The sequence below is a fragment of the Bacteroides sp. AM16-24 genome, assembly GCF_003471885.1.
Taxonomy (GTDB): Bacteria; Bacteroidota; Bacteroidia; order Bacteroidales; family Bacteroidaceae; genus Bacteroides.
Map to the genome: position 1 here is coordinate 131589 of NZ_QRKI01000012.1, position 19100 is coordinate 150688.

Annotated in this window: 9 protein-coding genes; 7 read left to right on the forward strand and 2 right to left on the reverse strand. The window is 42.3% G+C overall.

Translation table 11 applies throughout. From position 1 onward, the window contains the following. Positions 1-159: 159 nt before the first annotated feature. Both DW182_RS14745 and DW182_RS14750 read right to left on the reverse strand, forming a co-directional pair. Positions 160-2892: a glycoside hydrolase family 97 catalytic domain-containing protein gene (locus tag DW182_RS14745; protein ID WP_118295972.1), complete on the reverse strand. Its 2733-nt coding sequence runs from the start codon at positions 2890-2892 to the stop codon at positions 160-162. A gap of 183 nt (positions 2893-3075) precedes the next feature. Continuing rightward, positions 3076-4824, reverse strand: a complete 1749-nt coding sequence (locus DW182_RS14750; RefSeq protein ID WP_118296007.1) for an AAA family ATPase — start codon at positions 4822-4824, stop codon at positions 3076-3078. 411 nt (positions 4825-5235) lie between these two features. On the opposite strand from DW182_RS14750, the gene DW182_RS14755 reads away from it, so the two are divergent. From DW182_RS14755 to DW182_RS14785, 7 genes are all read left to right on the forward strand, one after another. Further along, a complete protein-coding gene (locus tag DW182_RS14755) occupies positions 5236-7671 on the forward strand; it encodes a glycoside hydrolase family 127 protein (RefSeq protein WP_118295973.1) in 2436 nt (811 codons plus the stop codon). Between the two features lie 69 nt (positions 7672-7740). Further along, entirely contained in the window at positions 7741-10773 is a 3033-nt protein-coding gene (locus tag DW182_RS14760) for a TonB-dependent receptor (protein WP_118295974.1), read from the forward strand. A 20-nt stretch (positions 10774-10793) separates the two neighbouring features. After that, a complete protein-coding gene (locus DW182_RS14765) occupies positions 10794-12479 on the forward strand; it encodes a RagB/SusD family nutrient uptake outer membrane protein (RefSeq protein WP_118295975.1) in 1686 nt (561 codons plus the stop codon). Positions 12480-12487: 8 nt separating this feature from the next. Continuing rightward, positions 12488-13486, forward strand: coding sequence for a DUF4859 domain-containing protein (locus tag DW182_RS14770; protein ID WP_118295976.1), 999 nt, complete (start codon positions 12488-12490; stop codon positions 13484-13486). Between the two features lie 80 nt (positions 13487-13566). After that, entirely contained in the window at positions 13567-15918 is a 2352-nt protein-coding gene (locus tag DW182_RS14775; RefSeq protein WP_158580808.1) for a DUF6055 domain-containing protein, read from the forward strand. A 272-nt stretch (positions 15919-16190) separates the two neighbouring features. Then, on the forward strand, positions 16191-17693 hold the full coding sequence (locus DW182_RS14780; protein WP_118295978.1) for a M43 family zinc metalloprotease: 1503 nt from the start codon (positions 16191-16193) through the stop codon (positions 17691-17693). 112 nt (positions 17694-17805) lie between these two features. Further along, entirely contained in the window at positions 17806-19098 is a 1293-nt protein-coding gene (locus tag DW182_RS14785) for a CotH kinase family protein (protein WP_118295979.1), read from the forward strand. Positions 19099-19100 lie beyond the last annotated feature (2 nt).

Here is a 19100-nt window from a genome sequence, read left to right on the forward strand (position 1 = left end):
TTTAGCGGCTTTGCCGCTAAATTAAGTTACGAGCTACCAGTTACGAGTTGCTGCGCTGTACTCGTGGGCGAATAATAATTCGCCTGGCTATCACGCCGAAAGGTACTTGTCACTTGTAGCTCGTAGCTCGTTACTTATCGCGCTTTGCGCGATAAATTATTATTTATGTATTTCATTATTAATCGGTATTTCTATCTCATAAAAGTACTCTTTCAGTAACTTATACATATCCGGGTCGTATGCTTTCAGCTTCACACGTCGGTTCATGGAATTGTGCACTCCATTGGCAGGCTCGGCATAGCGATTACAGTTAAAGAAAGACTGCACACATTCGGCAAAATATTCCTCTTTATTGCTTAAGGCATAAGTATTTGCCCATAATCCTTTTTCGCCTGCGTTTTTCCATAAAGCCTCCAGTCGGTCATTGAAATCAGGTTCTACACCAACTATCCCTACCATGTGTATCAGGTGTGCAAATTCATGAATCAGGATATTTTCACCCGTATACTTATCCTGTGGCAAAGCCAGCAGGTTCTCCTCTCCGCAACTGGCGGAGAATTCATCTTCCGGTGCACCTCCGAAACCTCGGGCACGCCAGTTCCAGTAAGCAATGCTGTCGGGAGAATTGCAGATATGGGCAAACTCCGGTAAGTCGCAAGTCGCTTCATCTTTCCCTATTACCATCACGTGGCAACCCTTCTTCACCATGTGCGCTTTTACGTCAGGACGTTTGGCCAGCATCAGACTGATAATATCACAGGCTTTCAGCAATGCCTCGTCGCTCACCCGCTCAGATGAAGTGACATATAAACCTTCCGTTTCAATGTATTTCTTATAGAAAGAAGGAATATTCTTGCCTTCGGGTATTGCCGTCACCGTTCCGCGTACCGGACAGGCTTCGAGCTTCATTGCAAATCCTCCTCCCGAAGCTAAATGCAATTTCATCCGGCTGTTTTTATCTATTGTGAGCGTTTCTATGCGGTAATCTTCCGCCTGTTTGTTGGCGTTGATGCCGTCAGTGAACAGCGTGGCGGTGTAACGGGCATCTGTTGGCAGGAAGGAGAAATCAATCTCCACATCGCGCTCATCCCAGTTCGTCATTCCGCCGATGTACCAGTTGATGTCTTTCTTACGGACAGTCACAATGTATTCTCCTAATTTGCCTGTGGCGATAAAAGTAGAATCAGTTTCTACAGGAATGGAAGTGATGAAATCTACACATTCCTGTTCATTCAGATAATTTGTCGGTGCATCGCACAGCATGGTGAGGGGGGAATCATGCACGATATAGGCGGCCAGTTGATGGCAACGGGTTCCCATGCTCATTGGCGTATAGTAAACGGCCCGCCAGTCTGCTTTTGTGGCATTACGCATAGCTCCCGGTGTGTAGTCTACCGGACCTGCCATCATACGGATGTAGGGGAAAGTGACATCATAAAGCGGCATATTATTTTTAATGTCCGTCCATTTCACTTCTTCCATGCCAAACAGACTTTCGAAGTTGATGATGTTTGGATAAGTACGATTGATGCCTGTCGGTTTATAGATGCCGTGAAGGTCGAGCGTCAGTTTATGCTTGGCGGTGGCTTCGGCAATGCGGTATACCATTTCAACGGCTGTCTGGTCGTCGCGGTCGAGGAAGTCGACTTTAAAACCTTTGATGCCCATGGCGGAGTACTTTTTGCAAGCAGCTTCCAATTGGTTGTCGAGTACGTTGAATACTGTCCAAAGTATGAGTTCCACTCCTTTCTCCTTTCCGTAAGCGACCAGCTCCGGGAGGTTCAGTTCGGGAATGACGGTCAGCATATCACCGCTTTTGGGGGCGTACCAGCCTTCATCGAGCACAATAAACTCGATGCCGTTGCGGCTGGCGAAATCTATATAATATTTGTAGGTATCCATGTTGATACCTGCCTTGAAGGGGACACCTTTCAGATTCCAGTCATTCCACCAGTCCCAGGCCACTTTCCCGGTTTTTATCCAGGAAGTGTCGCCTATGCGGTTGGGGGATGCCAGTGCATAAACCAGATTGTTGACGGGCATATCCGTATCTTTTTCCGTCACAGCCAGCACACGCCAGGGATAAGGACGGGCACCTTTGCTGCGGGCTATGAAATCGGTTGTCTCTGTCACATACTCCTGTCTGCGCCAGGGATAGAAATCTGTCTTGGTAGGGTAGGGGGCAAATATTCCTTTCAGGGAGTAAGTTGACGAGGAGACAACTTTCTCTACAAACATACCGGGATAAGCTTCGAGGTCAGACTCCAATATCGTCAGCTTGGCTTTACCACAGTCCACAGTTACGGGCAGGAAAGCCGGTTTCGGCTGTACTTTCGATAGTGGAGTAACGTCGTAGACATTCTGGAAAGCCATTGCCATTGGCTTCTTATCGTTGGTTGTATAAGGAAGATAGGCTGTGTAATCCTGATTGAAGTTAAATTCTGCCACTTCCTCTTTGATAGTTACTTCTGTCTTTTGTGTTGTGTAAAAACGATAAGCCACTCCTTCATTATATGCGCGGAAGGTAATGCCGAAATCACCTTTCAGCTTCAAGTTAAGTTCATTGCATGTGGCTATGAACTCCTTGAAGCGATAGAAAGGAGATTCTACATTATCTCTGACCTTTTTCCTTTTAATACCCGTTACCTGAGAATTGTTTCCTATTGTAGTTCCGTCTGCCAGAACTAATCCTATGTTAGAATGAGAGAGAATTGTATCGTTTTCGTGCATCACCTGATAAGACAGTCCGTTTCCGGCAGTAACCTCCACCTTCAACTTACCATCAGGAGAGGAGAGCGCATATTTCTTTCCGGGAGCTGCCCCGAGTGGATTATTCCCGAAGTATAAAAACAAGGAAATAACGACTAATTTGAGAGATGTGCAGTTTTTCATAATCGATTAGCTCTTCATTTGGTTCGTGTGCAAAGTAAACGAAAAAAGGATGAACGGAAGGACTGAATAATATAATGTAATAAAAGAATAGTCCAAGAATCGCCCTTTTGTGGCATTCTTGGACTATGTTTGGATTATCTTTTTAGTCTTTGGACTATTTTTGCATAGGCACCGGGACGGAGGCTACACCTCTTCGCACACCCGCATTTCCATTCCTTTATATACCACCACAATCTTATGTAATTCTGTGGCGCCGATGGCACACTTCACCGTGTCTGTCTCTGCATAACGGTTGGCCTGTTCGATGGCTTCCCGGCGAAGTTCCTCCACCCGGGTTTCGGGGTCTTTGTATTTGGCATATTTCAGTTCCACGATGTAACTGTGTTTCATGTCAGAGTAAATCTCCAGCATCGGACAAAGAAAGATATCTACATAGCCGTCCTGCGTGTCCTGCTCGGAGATGGGACGGTAGAAGCGGTTCTGAGCCGTCATGGCAAGGGTAAAGCCGTGGACGAAGAATTCGCCCTTCTGCTTGTCGCGCTGGGAGGCGTAACGTTTCAGGCAATCAGCGATGTAACCGAAGTAAGCTTGCCAGTCGCCACGATAGGCCAAGGCACTTGCCAGTTCACTCTTTTCATAACTGTCAAAACTGAGGTCGGCATCGTTGTAGGTGTTCAGCAGATAGGTGTATAACTGTTCGCGGACTACCATGTTGGGGATGGTGAGCTTCGTCTTTCCTTCGTGCGTGCCGCTGATGGTAAGCATCCCAAAATAATAGAGCAGGCTCACGAAGTTGTCGGGATTGGTTATGTTGACAGCCGGAAAACCTTTCTTCAATTCCCCAGTGATGAAGCCTTGGCTTACCAAGGTTTGGATAATGGAAGCATCGTGTGCAAACTCCTTGTCCTTGCGGATGAGCATGCGCAGCTTCTCGTAGTCGATACGAATGTTATCTTCTAACATACTTCGCGGAGCTTTGCCATTTTGAATATAGTTCTTAACGAAATAGAGCACCATGTTGGAATTGTACATCGTAGTTCCACCATAGCATTCCTCGGCAAAGCAATAATTGTCATACCACGGTTTTATTATCTCTATCAATTCGTCCACGCTGTGATGGAATGGGCTGTTCGTGGAATAGTATGTCAGCATTTCGCGCACTTCCTCTTCCGTAAAGCCCATCATTGCGTTAAATTCCGGCGTAAGGGAATAGTTTGTCCCGATATTGAAACCGCTGGTCAGGTCATCCATCGTCACAGGACTGACTCCGGTGATGAAGCAGCGCTTGATGCAAGAGTCGGTTCCGGCTTTCACCTTATTGAAGAAAGCGCGCAGATAACCTTCCTTATGTGTCTCGTCTGTGTAACGGTGCAAACTTCCGGCATCCGAAAGGATGGCATTGGTAAAATGATCGTATTCATCAATGAAGAGGTAAATCTTCTGATTCGTCTTTTGACATTCTGTATATAGATATTCAAGCTGCTCTACCGCACCATCTTTTTCATCCAGCTTTTCCTTGATGCCTTGTGGCAGATAGTCGGCATAAATATCACAAAAATAGTCGAACATGGTCTGGCAGTGCGCATCCAGTCCCTGGCGGTAATTGTTCAGCTCACCGATGATGCCGGAGAAGTTGAGCTTCAGTACCAGATAGCTGTTGCGGTCGTGCGTAGGATGCTGCCCAATGTAGAGGTCGCCGAACAGCGTGTCAAACTTGTCCTTGGCACGCACGTCATAGTAGTGTTGTAGCAAGTTCAGCGTCAGGCTCTTGCCGAAGCGGCGGGGACGGATAAAGAAAAAGAAGCGGTCTGCCTGCTCAATCATGGGAATAAAGGCGGTCTTGTCTACATAATAATAGTTTTCGAGGCGGATATCCTCAAAGTTCATCATACCATAAGGTAAACGTTTTCTGTTCGCAGGTGCCATATACATCATAATCAGTTCCTCCTTTAAGCAATGTTTCTGAATGACAAAGATAGATGATTTCCATTAGATTAAGAAACTATTCTTGAGAAACTATGCCTCTGCGCTGTATCAGAAATACCTCTGCGTCGTACCTGTACCGTACTTGCTCCGTACCTTCCCCGTACTTTCTCCGTGCAGAGGTACCTCTGAGTGAAGAATGTACGGAGCAAGTGCATCCCGGGTGCGGTTCGGGTATAATATCTGCAGCCATGAAAAAATAATCCAAGCCAATGCAATAATAATCTAAATATCCTCCAGAGCCTTTGTAGCCCGACTATTTTTGCATTCATATAGACTTTCGTTTCATTCAGTTTAAGATAAATCCTTTTCCTTTGCCGTACACTTTTGGTAACGAACTAAAAATACATATATGATATTATGAAGAAACGAATCCAATTCCTTTTCGGTAGCATCGCCCTTCTGAGCATGAGTGCTTGTAGCGAACTTTACGTTCAGCCTGATGCTCCGATTAAAGAAGTTCCTTTTACACAAGTTCACCTGAACGATAACTTCTGGACTCCGCGTATTGAAACCAATCGTACAGTCTCCATACCTTCCGCATTTAAAGAATGTGAGAAGAACGGGCGCTTCGATAACTTTGCCATTGCCGGAGGATTAATGAAAGGCGAACACCGTGGTGATTTCTCTTTTGACGATACCGACCCTTATAAGATAATAGAAGGAGCCTCCTACTCGCTGGCTGTGAAGTATGACAAAGTACTGGATGCTTATCTGGATAGTGTCATTTCCCTTATCGCAGCCGCTCAGGAACCGGACGGCTATCTTACTACGTGCGTAACTAATAAATGCTACCGTCTTTCCGGTTGGTGGGGAACGCATCGTTGGGAAAAAATCAACAGTCACGAACTTTATAATAGCGGTCACTTGTACGAAGCTGCCGTTGCACACTATCGCGCGACAGGTAAACGCTCTCTGCTTGATGTAGCTATCAAAAATGCCGACCTTGTTTGTCAGGTATTTGGTCCCGGTGAAGGACAAAAGCATGTTCCTTCGGGACACCCCATTGCCGAAATGGCGCTTGCTAAATTATATAAAGTGACAGGTGACGAGAAATATCTGAAAATGGCTAAATATTTCGTGGAGGAAACCGGACGCGGAACAGACGGTCATCGTCTCAGCGAATACAGTCAGGATCACAAACCTATTTTGCAGCAAGACGAAATCGTAGGTCATGCCGTGCGTGCCGGATACCTTTATTCGGGTGTTGCCGATGTGGCTGCCCTGACCCAGGACACAGCTTACTTTAACGCACTGAGTCGTATTTGGGAGAATATGGCAAGCAAGAAACTCTTTATTACCGGAGGTATAGGTTCCCGTCCGCAGGGTGAAGGCTTTGGACCTGACTATGAACTGAACAATCATACCGCATATTGCGAAACTTGTGCAGCCATCGCCAATGTTTATTGGAATCACCGCATGTTTCTGGCTACGGGAAACGCCAAATATGCCGATGTGTTGGAACGTGCACTTTATAATGGTGTGATTTCGGGTGTTTCCCTCAGCGGTGACAAGTTCTTCTATGATAATCCGCTTGAATCTATGGGGCAGCACGAACGCCAGCATTGGTTTGGTTGTGCTTGTTGTCCGGGTAATGTAACCCGCTTCATGGCTTCCGTACCTTATTATATGTACGCCACTCAGGGCAATGATATTTATGTCAATCTTTATATCCAGAGTAAAGCTGACCTTAATACGGACAGCAATAATGTAGCTTTGGAACAGACTACTGAGTATCCTTGGGAAGGAAAGGTTTCCATCTTAGTTACTCCTGAGAAAGAGCAGGAATTTGCTTTACGTTTTCGTATCCCGGGTTGGGCGCAGGATGCTCCCGTACCGACGGATCTTTACTCATTTACTGATAAGGCAGGTGTTTACAGCATCTCTGTTAACGGTAAGAAAGTAAATGCCAAACAATATGATGGCTACGCTACTATTTCACGTACTTGGAAAGCGGGTGATGTGGTAGAAATCAGTCTTCCGATGGATGTGCGCCGTATTAAAGCCAATGATAATGTGGAAGATGACCGTGGTAAACTGGCTATCGAACGTGGGCCTATCATGTTTTGTCTGGAAGGTAAAGATCAGTCTGACAGCACTGTTTTCAACAAGTTTATTCCTGATGCCACTCCAATGGAAGCAGCTTATGACGCTAATCTGTTGAACGGTGTTGTAGTGCTGACCGGTAATGCGAAAGAAGTGGATAAAGATGGTAGTGTGAAAGAGGTTCCTTTTAAAGCCATTCCTTATTCAACCTGGAATAATCGCGGTGCAGACCAAATGGCAGTTTGGATTCCTGAAGCTGCCGAGTATGCTCGTCCCATTCCCGAACCGACAATTGCCAGCAAGGCACGGACTCTGATGATACAGGCTCCTATACAAAAAGATGCTCCTGAATCAGCCTCCGTAGAAAGCTGGGCATGGGGGGTGAATGACCAATGGGAACCGAAATGTTCGTCGGATATTTCTAAGCCTTACCACTATTGGTGGTTGAGAAACGGAACACTGGAAACGCTGGCTTACCAATTTGATCAGCCTTATACCGTTTCAAACGTGCAGGTTTATTGGCTGGATTTCGATCATTACGATGGGAACTTCCGCGTGCCGGAAAGCTGGAAACTCTACTATAAAGATGGTAAAACTTGGAAAGAAGTAGAAGCATTGAATGAATACACGGTAAAGAAAGACTGCTACAACAGCCTTGACTTTAAACCGGTAAAAACGACAGGATTGAAAATTGCTGCTCAGTTGCAGAAAGGTGTTTCGGGTGGGGTGATTGAATGGAAAGTGAACTAATCCATTTTTTTTAAAATTAGAAATTAATAACTTGTAATTGAATATTAACCTTTTAATTGAAGATGTAATATGAAGACACATGAAAATCGAGCCTTGTTCAGCAAAGCTGTTTTAAAGGCTACAACCTGTCTTTTTCTTGCAGCAGGTGCCAGTGTGAGTCCGGCATTTGCGTTTCCGGAGAAGATGGGGACAAATGACATCGAGGTTGTGCAGCAACAAGCTGTGACAATCACTGGTGTTGTGAAGGACAAGAGTGGCGAGACGGTTATTGGTGCCAATGTACTTGAAAAAGGAACTTCAAACGGAGTGATTACTAATTTGGATGGTCGTTTTACACTAAAAGTGAAAAATGCGAATGCGGTACTTGTGATTTCTTATATAGGTTATCAGCCACAAGAAATTACGGTAGGTGCCAACCGTAATCTGGATGTAGTACTGACAGAGGATTCGGAACTGCTGGATGAAGTAGTGGTTATCGGTTATGGTACACAGCGCAAAGGTGACGTAACGAGTGCTATTGCTAGCGTGAAGTCTGAAGACTTCTTGGTTGGTAACTTTAATAATGCAGGTGAATTAATGAAGGGTAAGGTTGCGGGATTAACAATTACTAAACCTTCAGGAGATCCCGGTGCAGGTACGGAAATAAGTTTGCGTGGTATTGTATCCGTATCGGGTAACGCTTCTCCTCTTGTGCTGATAGATGGTGTTCCTGGTGATCTTGGTACCGTACCTCCAGAGAATATTGCTTCTATTGATGTATTGAAGGATGCTTCCGCAGCCGCTATTTATGGTACACGTGGTGCTGGTGGTGTCATACTGATTACTACTAAGACGGGCATGCGTGAGCAGAAAGCTACCGCCACTTATACTGGTTATGTATCATTCTCCAATTGGGCGAAGAAAGCCGATTTCATGACTTCAGAAGATATACGTGCAGGTAAAACACAGTATAATGATGAAGGTTATGATACTGACTGGCTAAAAGCTGTCAGTCGCACAGCTGTCACGCAGAATCATAGTTTTACTATAACTGGCGGTTCTTCATCAACTTCCTATTATGGAAACGTCTCTTATCGTAAGGCGGAGGGCGTAATGAAGAAAACTGGTAATGAAGATTTGAGTATGTCTTTCGATGTCAGCCATTGGATGCTCAATGATATGTTGAAAGTTAATTTGAATGTCGTTTCTGACAACTACAAGTATGATATCAATAATGCGACTTATATATACCGACAAGCAGTTATTCGTAACCCTTCATCACCTATTTGGAATGAAGACGGCTCTTATAATGAGCGTTCACTGTTACAATATTATAATCCGGTGTCGTTGCAGAATGAGAATACGGGAGAGAACAAGTCACAGAGCATGCGTATGACTGGAAATATCACGCTAGAGCCAATTAAGGGGTGGCAGACTAATTTGATGATTGCTTCACATCGAAGCATTGGTAAGTCAGGATCGTATAATACAAAATACCATACAACCACTGTTATTGCTAACCGTACAGGTGAAGCATCACTGGGAGACTCTCAGAGTCGGACAGATTATTTAGAACTGACTTCCAAGTACAACAAGACCTTTAATAAGGTACATCGTTTGGAAGGTTTGGTAGGGTATAGTTGGTCTAAAAGTGAGTATGAGGAAGCCTCTATGTGGAATGCCAATTTTCCCACCGACTATTTCGGATATAACAATATAGGTGCCGGTGAATACCTTACTGATGGGAAAGCTACTATGTCTAGTAAAAAAAATGAATCAAAACTTATTGGCTTTTTCGCTCGTGTTAGCTATGGCTACCATGATCGTTATAACATTCTGGCATCTATTCGTTATGAAGGTTCTTCGAAATTCGGTGCTAATCATAAGTGGGGGGCATTTCCTTCTGTATCTTTGGGATGGAATATACACAACGAGGCTTTTATGGAGAGTACTCGTGACTGGCTCACCAGCCTTAAATTACGTGCAGGGTATGGTATAACCGGTGTGATTCCGAATGACCCTTATCTTTCAATTCTTCGTTACACGTTCAGTGGGGGTAATTACTACAGGGATGGTAAATGGTCGAAAGGTTTGAAGGCCGTATCCAATCCGAACCCTGACTTGAAATGGGAAAAAGCAAAGGAATTCAACATAGGTTTGGATTGGAGTGTGTTGAATGATCGTTTGGGCGGTACTGTAGACTACTATATCAAGAATACTTCAGATATGCTTTACGATTATCAAGTACCGAGTCCTCCTAATTTACATACTTCAACTATGGCCAACGTTGGTAAGATGCGTAATTCTGGTATTGAAATACTTGTTCGTGCTATTCCTGTAAGAACAAAGGACTTTGAATGGAGTTCTGCATTGACTTTGCAACATAATACGAATAAACTTGTAAGCTTGTCTAATGATTTGTATCAAACTGAAAACATTCAATGGTTGAGAGGCGTAGGTGACCCAGTATCACAATATACTCACAAGGTTGAGGTAGGTAAAAGCTTCGGTGAGATTTATTCACTTAAGGCTGTGGGCGTTTCAGAAGCAACAGGCTTATTTTTGATTGAAAATCCTGCAACAGGCCAAGTTGCCGAGTTTTATCAGGAAATGCGTGATGACCGTGATGGGTGGTATCAGCGTATGGGTAATGGCATTCCTAAAGTTTCCATGGGGTGGAATAATACTTTCAGGTATAAGAACTTTGATCTTGCGTTGCAAGCTACAGGGCAATTCGGCTTCAAGATTATTAATCAGCAGCGTGTATTTTATGAAAACAATGCACATGCTTATAATAAATTAAAGTCGGCGGCTGATAAGATTGGTGGTATTCGTTCGCTTTCAGCTCAACAGGTACAGGCGGTAACCAGTTACTATATTGAAGATGGTGACTATTTCAAATTGACCAACATGACTCTTGGTTATACATTTGATTTTAAGCATAGTCCTTATGTGAAAACTCTTAGACTTTATGGTAGTATTGATAATGTGTTTACTATCACTAAGTATAAAGGAACAGATCCTGAACTTGGCAGTAATAACTTTTGGTATGCTGGTGTAGATGACCGTGATAAGTACCCTACTGTTCGTTCGTTCACTGTGGGTCTTAATGTTACATTCTAACTGATTAAAGCATTTTTATTATGAAACTCAATATATTCAAAAATAAAGTAATAGGCATTTTGTTTGCCGGTTCTGTAGTGCTTTGCGGCTGCACTGACCTTGATGAAAAAGTTTTCAGTGAGCTTCCTGGAGATGGCAGTTATGAGTTCTCTGATACAGAGATACAAGCACAGTATGGTGTTATCTATGACCGCCTCCGCGACATGTACGATGGTTGGGAGGGTTATATGGATATTAGCCAGGAATGTGGAGACTTGCTCATGACTCCTTATCGTACTTATGGTGGATGGGGTGCTCAATATGTGGCTTTACATAAGCATGAATTTCACTCCACAATTAACCACTTGTATCGTCCGTGGTATTCCTGTTATCAGGGTGTAAACTCATGTAACCAACTTCTGGACAATGAAACCATTAATAAAAATGAAACGGCTGTGGCGGAACTTCGTACATTCCGTGCACTATTCTACTATGTGCTGTTCGATTTATGGCGTAATATACCGGTTACTACTACTTTAAATGTGCCCGATGGATTCTCACCAGAGCAAGAAACGCCTCAGTTTACTTTTGATTTTATAGTAAGAGAAGTGGAAGAATCTAAACCTTTGCTGACAAAAGTAGCAGAAAAGGGACAGATAAATTACTATGGAGCATGTATGCTACTTGCCAAGATGTACCTTAACCATGATGCTTGGTTTCCTGATGCACCCGACAACAAATATTATGGTTTAGCTATTGAACAGGTTAATGAAGTTATCAATAGTGGTGTTTACACGCTTGCAGATAGTTATCGTGAACCATTTTCCGTAGCTGGGAGTAAGGAAAATATTTTTGAACTGATGTATGATAACAAGTATGCAGGGCATGGTACCAATCACTTCTGTAAATGGTTCCCGGCTGTATGCAAAGACGTGTTTGGAGTGTCATTTGATCCATGGAACGGTAGTGCTTGCGTTCCCCAATTTTTCTATAGTTATGATGAAGCTGATACACGTAAGGCCGATACTTGGAAATGGGGGGTACAAAGAGATACACAAGGAAATATCATTTATGACAATGGTAAGGAGGTTAATTTGACTCCTGAAGTTTGGGCCATTGAGAAACCGGGTGCCGGTGACTATCAGGGTGCACGTTTATGGCTTTATGAGATTCAGCCAGGTGATATTGGTACAAGTGATGACAATGTTCCTTTCTTCCGTCTTACTGATGCTTACTTTATTAAAGCTGAATGTCTTCTTCGTCTTAGTGGTTATAAAGGTGAAACTGAACAAGATGCAGCCGATATCGTAACGATGATTCGTAGACGTGCGTTTAAAAATAATCCGGAAAAGGCAGTCCGTACCGTTGCACAACTCAAGGGAGGTAGCGTATATGATTATGGATTGCGCGAGACGCAAGGTGTGCTTGATGAAGATAAAAACCTTACCAAAATAGAAATTATTGAAACTCACGAAGGTGGAGATGATATTATCCTTGGTGGATTGCTTGATGACCTCGCTTGGGAATTTGTGTATGAACATCACCGCCGTCAAGACTTGATACGTTTCAAGATGACCAATGGGTGTAATGTATTCAATGGTAAATCATGGTTTGGGAAGAGTGCCAATACGAATCCGAACGACCACCATTTAGATATATTCCCTATCTTGAAAGATAATCTGGATGCTAATCCGAAATTAAAACAAAACCCTGGTTATACAAAATAATAAATACTATGAAAAGAAAATTATTATATGCATTGATGGTTTGCAGTGCTTTGTTTATTGCGTCTGCTTGCTCCAATGATTATGAGGACGCTACAAGTCCCCATGTATATGGACCTGATGAAAATCCGCCTGTAAAGAGCGATGCTACCTCTACCATATCCAATGTTTATGAGATGCAAGGCACTAATCCAACGCCGATATCACTGAATATTGATTTGTATGAAGACGTCATCCAGAAACAATTTGGCATGACTGTGAGTGAAATGCTTACCAATATTGAGAAAGGTACGGTTGTGGTATGTCCTATTAATCCCTCTCGTAATGTATGGAACAAGGCGAAAGCGAATGTGGATGGGAAACAATATGGATGGTATGTTAACAAATCGGGTAATGTTTGTAAGGCTGATGATGAAGCCCTGTATGGTATTATAGAATTTGATCCGGCATCCCATAACTTTAATTTTTATGCTGATGAAAATGCTGGTGGTGCGGCTTCCATAGAAATAGGTTTTGCCCTCAATGGTCCTAACTATAACACAGGCATCCGCTTTGTTAACTCTATCACTATTTATGACCGGAGTTTCATATTTATGGATATAAAGATTCCTGCCGGTGATTATAGTGCTTATCAGCTAAATTTCAATGATGTTGCTGAGAATATCAACTTCGTATTTGGGATGTCATCAGTTGATTTTGCAAACAGTCTGAGTGATGGTATACTTAAGCTATACATGATGAATCTTGAAACTAACGCTTATTTGTGGGATGGTGAGTCGACTGCTAATAATGGTGGCTACTGGTGTAATTCTAAAAATGAGATTTGCGCTTGGGGTGCCGACGGTTTTTCCTATTTCATTGAGCCCAATATTGGGGATGACTCAGCAACTTTTGCCATAGGGCGTGCTCCTGGTATTGCATCGGGAACGGTTTATCTGATAAAATTTGGTGTAGCAAGCAGTGACCAGTCAAAGATGCTATCGTTCTTTATTACTGCTACTTTTGAATAATAATAATTAGGAAGGGCATTGCCGTTATGTCAAATCATAATGGCAATGCTATAATTAAGAACTACTTTAAAACTAAAAAGATGAAATACAATATTCGACACTATTTTCACTTAATAGCTTCTGTAATAGCTATGGGTGGGACATTGTTGCTTGCAACGGGTTGTGAAGATGATGATATGTCAAAGTCAAAACCTGATTACGACCCTCGTTACAAAGGGGCAATTGGTGGATTCGGTACAGCCGATTATAATCTTGAATCTAATGTGAAGTCCGCTACGATAACTTTCAATTCTGACATGGCGTGGACTGCTGCGATAATTGATAGTGAAGGTAATGCTTGCCAATGGGCTTCAATCTCGCCTGAAAACGGGGAGGCCGGAGAAGGTCAGGCTATTACAGTGACTTTACAGGAAAACGAGGATATCTCCAATTCCCGTACTGCTACAGTGACAATATCTACAGAAAAGGGAGCTTCAAGTTCGATCACTATTGCCCAGAACTATAAAGTGTTATATCTTGATCCTGCTGATATTGAGGATTATGATAAGTATACTTGTCCCGGAGTTTGGAATCCGCACTTTGAAAATGGTCCTGATGCAATGTTGCGTCATGACAGTTACTATTCATGGCATCGTATGAAACAGTCGGAACACTTCTTTGTATTTTGGTCGCCTGAGTTTGGAAACGATCCCAACTCTGCGGAAAATCAGAGTAGTGGTATGTGGGTGGACATTGATGATCTACTTCAGAAAGCTGAACAATATTTTACGACTAATATTAATACTCTCGGTATGGCTGTCCTTGGAGAAGGGAAATCCATGCTTGATGACTATAAAATGCAGATTTATTTGATTTATCAGGATGAATGGCTCGCTACTGGTTCCGGTTATGATGACAAAATTGGTGCCCTTTGGGTAAACCCGTCTACTTGTCATCCTGTAGGTTCTACCATAGCTCACGAAATAGGTCACTCATTCCAATATCAGGTTTATGCTGATAAAGTGAACAAACAAGGATACCCGGCTGATTTGCATCATGGATTCCGCTATGGTTTTGGCCCTGACGGTGCTGGTGGATGTGCTTTTTGGGAACAATGTGCACAATGGCAAGCTCAATTAGACTATCCGGAAGAAATGTTCGGCTATCACCTCGACGTGTGGAAGAAAAACTGTCATCGTCACTTTAATCATGAATGGATGCGTTATGCAAGCTACTGGTTGCAGCACACATGGGTAGAGAAACATGGTATCAATGCTTATGGGCATATCTGGCGTGATTCGGAATTTCCTGAAGATCCACTACAAACTTATCAGCGTTTATATTGCGGCAATGATAAGAATGTTCTCTATGCTGATCTGTACGACTATGCTTCACGTATGGTATATTATGACTTAAAGTTTGCCAATAATGATAATAAACCGGTGATTGTACCCGATAATGTGAAAGGTGATTACAATACTGACTTATATAAGGTGGGTGACCTCAAATATCAGGTGGGTTATGCGAGTTGTCCTGGAACTACTGGCTTCAATGTTATTAAAATGAAAGTGCCTGCTGCTGGTGTTACTGTTTCTACTACAGTTAGTGCTATTACTCCCGGAAGTACTCTTGCTAAGGGAGATAAAGGCGAACAGGTAGACGGAGATGGAAAAGTTGTGGCTAAAACCACGACCTACAACGATTCGGATAACACTTCATCCAACTACCGTTATGGTTATGTAGCTATAGTAAATGGTAAACCGACCTATTCAGAAATGAGTAAAGGTGCCGAAGGTACGGCTTCGTATACAGTACCTGCCGGCGTTAATGAACTCTATTTCGTCATAATGGCTGCTCCTGATGAATACAATCGTCAGTATTGGAATGATAAGGAAGCTGATGACGAACAATGGCCCTACACTATTACTTTGAGTGGCACCGACGTGGAAAGTTATAATGATGTAGTTGAAGTGGAACTTGATCCGAATGCCAAGCCTAAAAGTATTGAGATGATTATCAATGTGCGCGGTACGGCTGATTCATCTTATGATTTTGCTCGTTATAACATCGCCTACTACGATAATGCAGCCATTTGCCATGCTTTTTGTCTGATGCCGGAAGATATAGCTGCAATTCAGCATCATAGCTCTAACGGATTGGCTGAAGGAAAAATCTGTATGCGTTTGAAATTGTCTGATGGTACTTATAGTTACGAAGATAACTGTACTGGTGAGTTAGGTGGATTCTGGTGCAATGCTGCAGGTGAACCACAAGGGTGGGGTGCAAATGCACGTACTTACACCAAACTTCACACCATCTACGATATGGAAGTAGGCTTTATGCCAGGTGCTCTCACTGCCGGAGAAACTTATCCTCAAGTCGTTGAACTTGTCTATACCAAGGATGGTAAGGAATACATTGCTACTCTTAAATTTAATTTTATTATAGAATAGTATAAGGCCTGAAGTATGTATTCCATATGATATGATTGGTAGGGGGATGTTTATTCATCCCCCTACCAATCATATATTTCTAAAAGGAAGAAAGTTAAAGAATGTATCCCTAGTGGCGATACGTTATGTTTCTTTTATTGTGAGCCTTATGAGCTGAATGTTCTTTTTGTACTGATAATTTTTAAGGTTGTGGTATGTGTTATTTCATGTCGTTTGTGGTCGCTTTGGGTGTACTTTCTTTATTTTATTATTAACTTTAAATTAATACAGTTATGAATAAGTATATAATATTTCTGCTGATATGTCTTTTCGTTATGGGATGTAGCGATAATAACCCAGAACAAATAGAAGAAATATCTGTATCGGAAATAGGAACTTGTGGGACTCCAGCACCTCCTCCACCAGCTTGGTTTTTTGAATCTGATACGCGAGGATTAAATAATGAAAAATATTATAATTTGAATGTTTTTGTCCATGTTGTTAGGACCTCCTATGGGTATGGATTTAATAAAGAAACTGTATCCTCAACGATTATTAGTAATCTCAATCGAGATTATTTAAATACAAATTTCTCGTTTAGTTTATTAGGCTCTGAATATATAGATGACGATAACTTTAATAACCTTCCGAGTGCTTTGATTAACCCTTTGTTTGGTAAGAATCGCCGTTCTAATGCTATAAATATTTATGTGTTAACTACTGGTACTAATTTTAATGCTGCAGGGCAAGCACAGTCAATTCCTTCTACTGCTTGTATTATTAAAGGAAATTATTATAAAGAAAGTACTGTAGCACATGAAGTAGGACACTGCTTAGGGTTATATCACACTCATCATGGTACAAGCGTAGGTGAAAGAGGAAGTGGCACTTGTGCTGAGTTAGTTGATGGTTCAAATGCTACTACGTGTGGTGATTATATTAGTGATACACCTGCAGATCCTAATATTTGGAATTTATGCACTTATGTGGGGACTATTACTGATGCTAATGGGGAATTTTATTCTCCTTCTTCTTCAAATTTAATGTCATATGCTGGCAAGTCATGTCGTACTCAATTTACTTCAACACAAAATCAACGGATGCTAAATACGGTAGAACGTAATTATGGTTTGTTGGCAACAATTAAACCTTGGATAAATGGTTCTGATTTTTTTGCCACTTCTGGTACTTATTCTGTAGACTTAGCAGATCGTTTTGACGTTCAATGGACGGTTGAGTGTCAGTCATATTCGAAGCAAAAAGGCGGCTATGAAGCGTATTCAAAACAATTTTCGGGGCACTCGATTACTATCGTAAATCAGGATGATGCATCTCCATCACAGCTTTATACGATAACTATGCGAGCTACTTTTGGTGATAAAACTATTACGGAAACTAAGAAAGTGTATCATGTTATGGTTTATTCTGAAACAGGACAATTAAGATGGAGCACGAGTCCAGATGGGAGTAGTAGCTCTACTACACAGGTAGGTACCATCAATTTAAAGGATCCTTTTAATAGCCCTGTAAAGGTATATCAAAATGGTTACTTGTATTTATATTATGATGATAGTTTAGGCGGGAATTCTGTGACTTATCCTGATTATTATAATTTTCAATTTATGGAAGGACCTGGTAGTTCTTTTACGAAACCTACTTCTGCCAATAATGCTTTTTATTGTCCGAGAACGGTTTCGGTTGGTACTAGCTCATTGCGAGCTGTATTGTGTATATCCATAAACGGATACGTAAATTTTTTAAGTATTCCTATTCAGGTATTACCAGCTGTCAATTGAACTTATAGGGATGTTTTCTGCTATTTTAAGTATAATTAAAATTTAACTAATGTAGAAAAAGGCAGTCTAAAAGTCCTAAAATGTTTTTAAGACTGCCTTAAATTATATATCAATGAAATTTTCAAATTTGTTTGGCTTAGTCTGTTTATCTTTGTTTTTAGTAAACTGCTCTGATGCTTCAGAGCCTGTTGACCCTTGCCCGATAGTGCCAGAAGTACCATCACCCTCCATGTATCAAGTTGCCCAACTGACCATCAACACCGAAAATGGTGCTCCTGTTATTTCAAAGGACAAGAAGGACTATGTGAATTGTACCCTTATGATTGACTCGGAAAAAGAAGAATGGGACTATACCGGACCAGGGCGCATTCGCGGACGTGGGAATTCTACCTGGCTTTGGTATCCGAAGAAACCTTATCGCATTAAGCTGGATAAGAAGTCGGAAATACTTGGACTGGCTACTGAAAAGGATTGGGTGCTTCTTGCCAATTACCGTGATCCGACCCACATGATGAATACCTTTACATTTATTATAGGTGAGAAGTTAGGTTTGCCTTATACTAATCATTCTCGTTATGTGGAAGTAACACTGAACGGTGAGTACATCGGGCTCTATCAGTTGACCGAGCAAGTGGAACAAGGGAGTAGCCGCGTAGCGGTGGATGACGAACAGGGTATGCTGATTTCGTTGGATGCGGACGACGGACCGGAATTGAATCCGAACGGGGGAGACAACTTCTGGTCGACAGTTTACCGAATGCCCATTTGTGTGAAACATCCGGAAGACGCTACTGTCACACAACTGAAAGGGGTGCAGGATGACTTTGCCCGATTAGAACAGAGCATACATGACAGCGATTATGAAACAACCGCTCGGCTGATGAATATTGCTTCGTTTATAGATTATATGATAATACAGGAACTGGTGTACAATGTGGAGGTAGATGCTCCACGCAGCATCTATATGCATAAAGATAAAAACGGGCTTTGGACTATGGGACCACTTTGGGATTTTGATGCAGGATTTGACTTTGACTGGGGAACCATGTATACCGGACATAACTATTTCACCAGCTATCGGGAACTTGTATTGGGGACTGATCCGGTCAATCATACCGGAGGCTATCGTGTTCCGTCTTTCTTTACGGATCTTTTCAAAAATAAGCGCTTTGTGAGCGAATACAAGGCACGTTGGATGGAAATAAAGGGTGAGATTATGTCGGAATTTTGGGAAGAAACACGTCGTTTTGCCGTAGGATGCTCCGGCGCAATGAAGCGTAATGCCGAATGCTGGCCTATTGATAAAAATTATCAGACGGAGATAACCCGGATGAAACAATGGCTTCAACAACGTATCGATTATTTAGATACTGTTATTAAAAACTATCCGTCAGGAACAAAATAAAG

Excerpts from the sequence above, each read along its gene's own strand:
- DW182_RS14745 (WP_118295972.1), bottom strand. The coding sequence starts at position 2,892 with ATGAAAAACTGCACATCTCTCAAATTAGTCGTTATTTCCTTGTTTTTA.
- DW182_RS14750 (WP_118296007.1), bottom strand. The coding sequence starts at position 4,824 with ATGTATATGGCACCTGCGAACAGAAAACGTTTACCTTATGGTATGATG.
- DW182_RS14755 (WP_118295973.1), top strand. The coding sequence starts at position 5,236 with ATGAAGAAACGAATCCAATTCCTTTTCGGTAGCATCGCCCTTCTGAGC.
- DW182_RS14760 (WP_118295974.1), top strand. The coding sequence starts at position 7,741 with ATGAAGACACATGAAAATCGAGCCTTGTTCAGCAAAGCTGTTTTAAAG.
- DW182_RS14765 (WP_118295975.1), top strand. The coding sequence starts at position 10,794 with ATGAAACTCAATATATTCAAAAATAAAGTAATAGGCATTTTGTTTGCC.
- DW182_RS14770 (WP_118295976.1), top strand. The coding sequence starts at position 12,488 with ATGAAAAGAAAATTATTATATGCATTGATGGTTTGCAGTGCTTTGTTT.
- DW182_RS14775 (WP_158580808.1), top strand. The coding sequence starts at position 13,567 with ATGAAATACAATATTCGACACTATTTTCACTTAATAGCTTCTGTAATA.
- DW182_RS14780 (WP_118295978.1), top strand. The coding sequence starts at position 16,191 with ATGAATAAGTATATAATATTTCTGCTGATATGTCTTTTCGTTATGGGA.
- DW182_RS14785 (WP_118295979.1), top strand. The coding sequence starts at position 17,806 with ATGAAATTTTCAAATTTGTTTGGCTTAGTCTGTTTATCTTTGTTTTTA.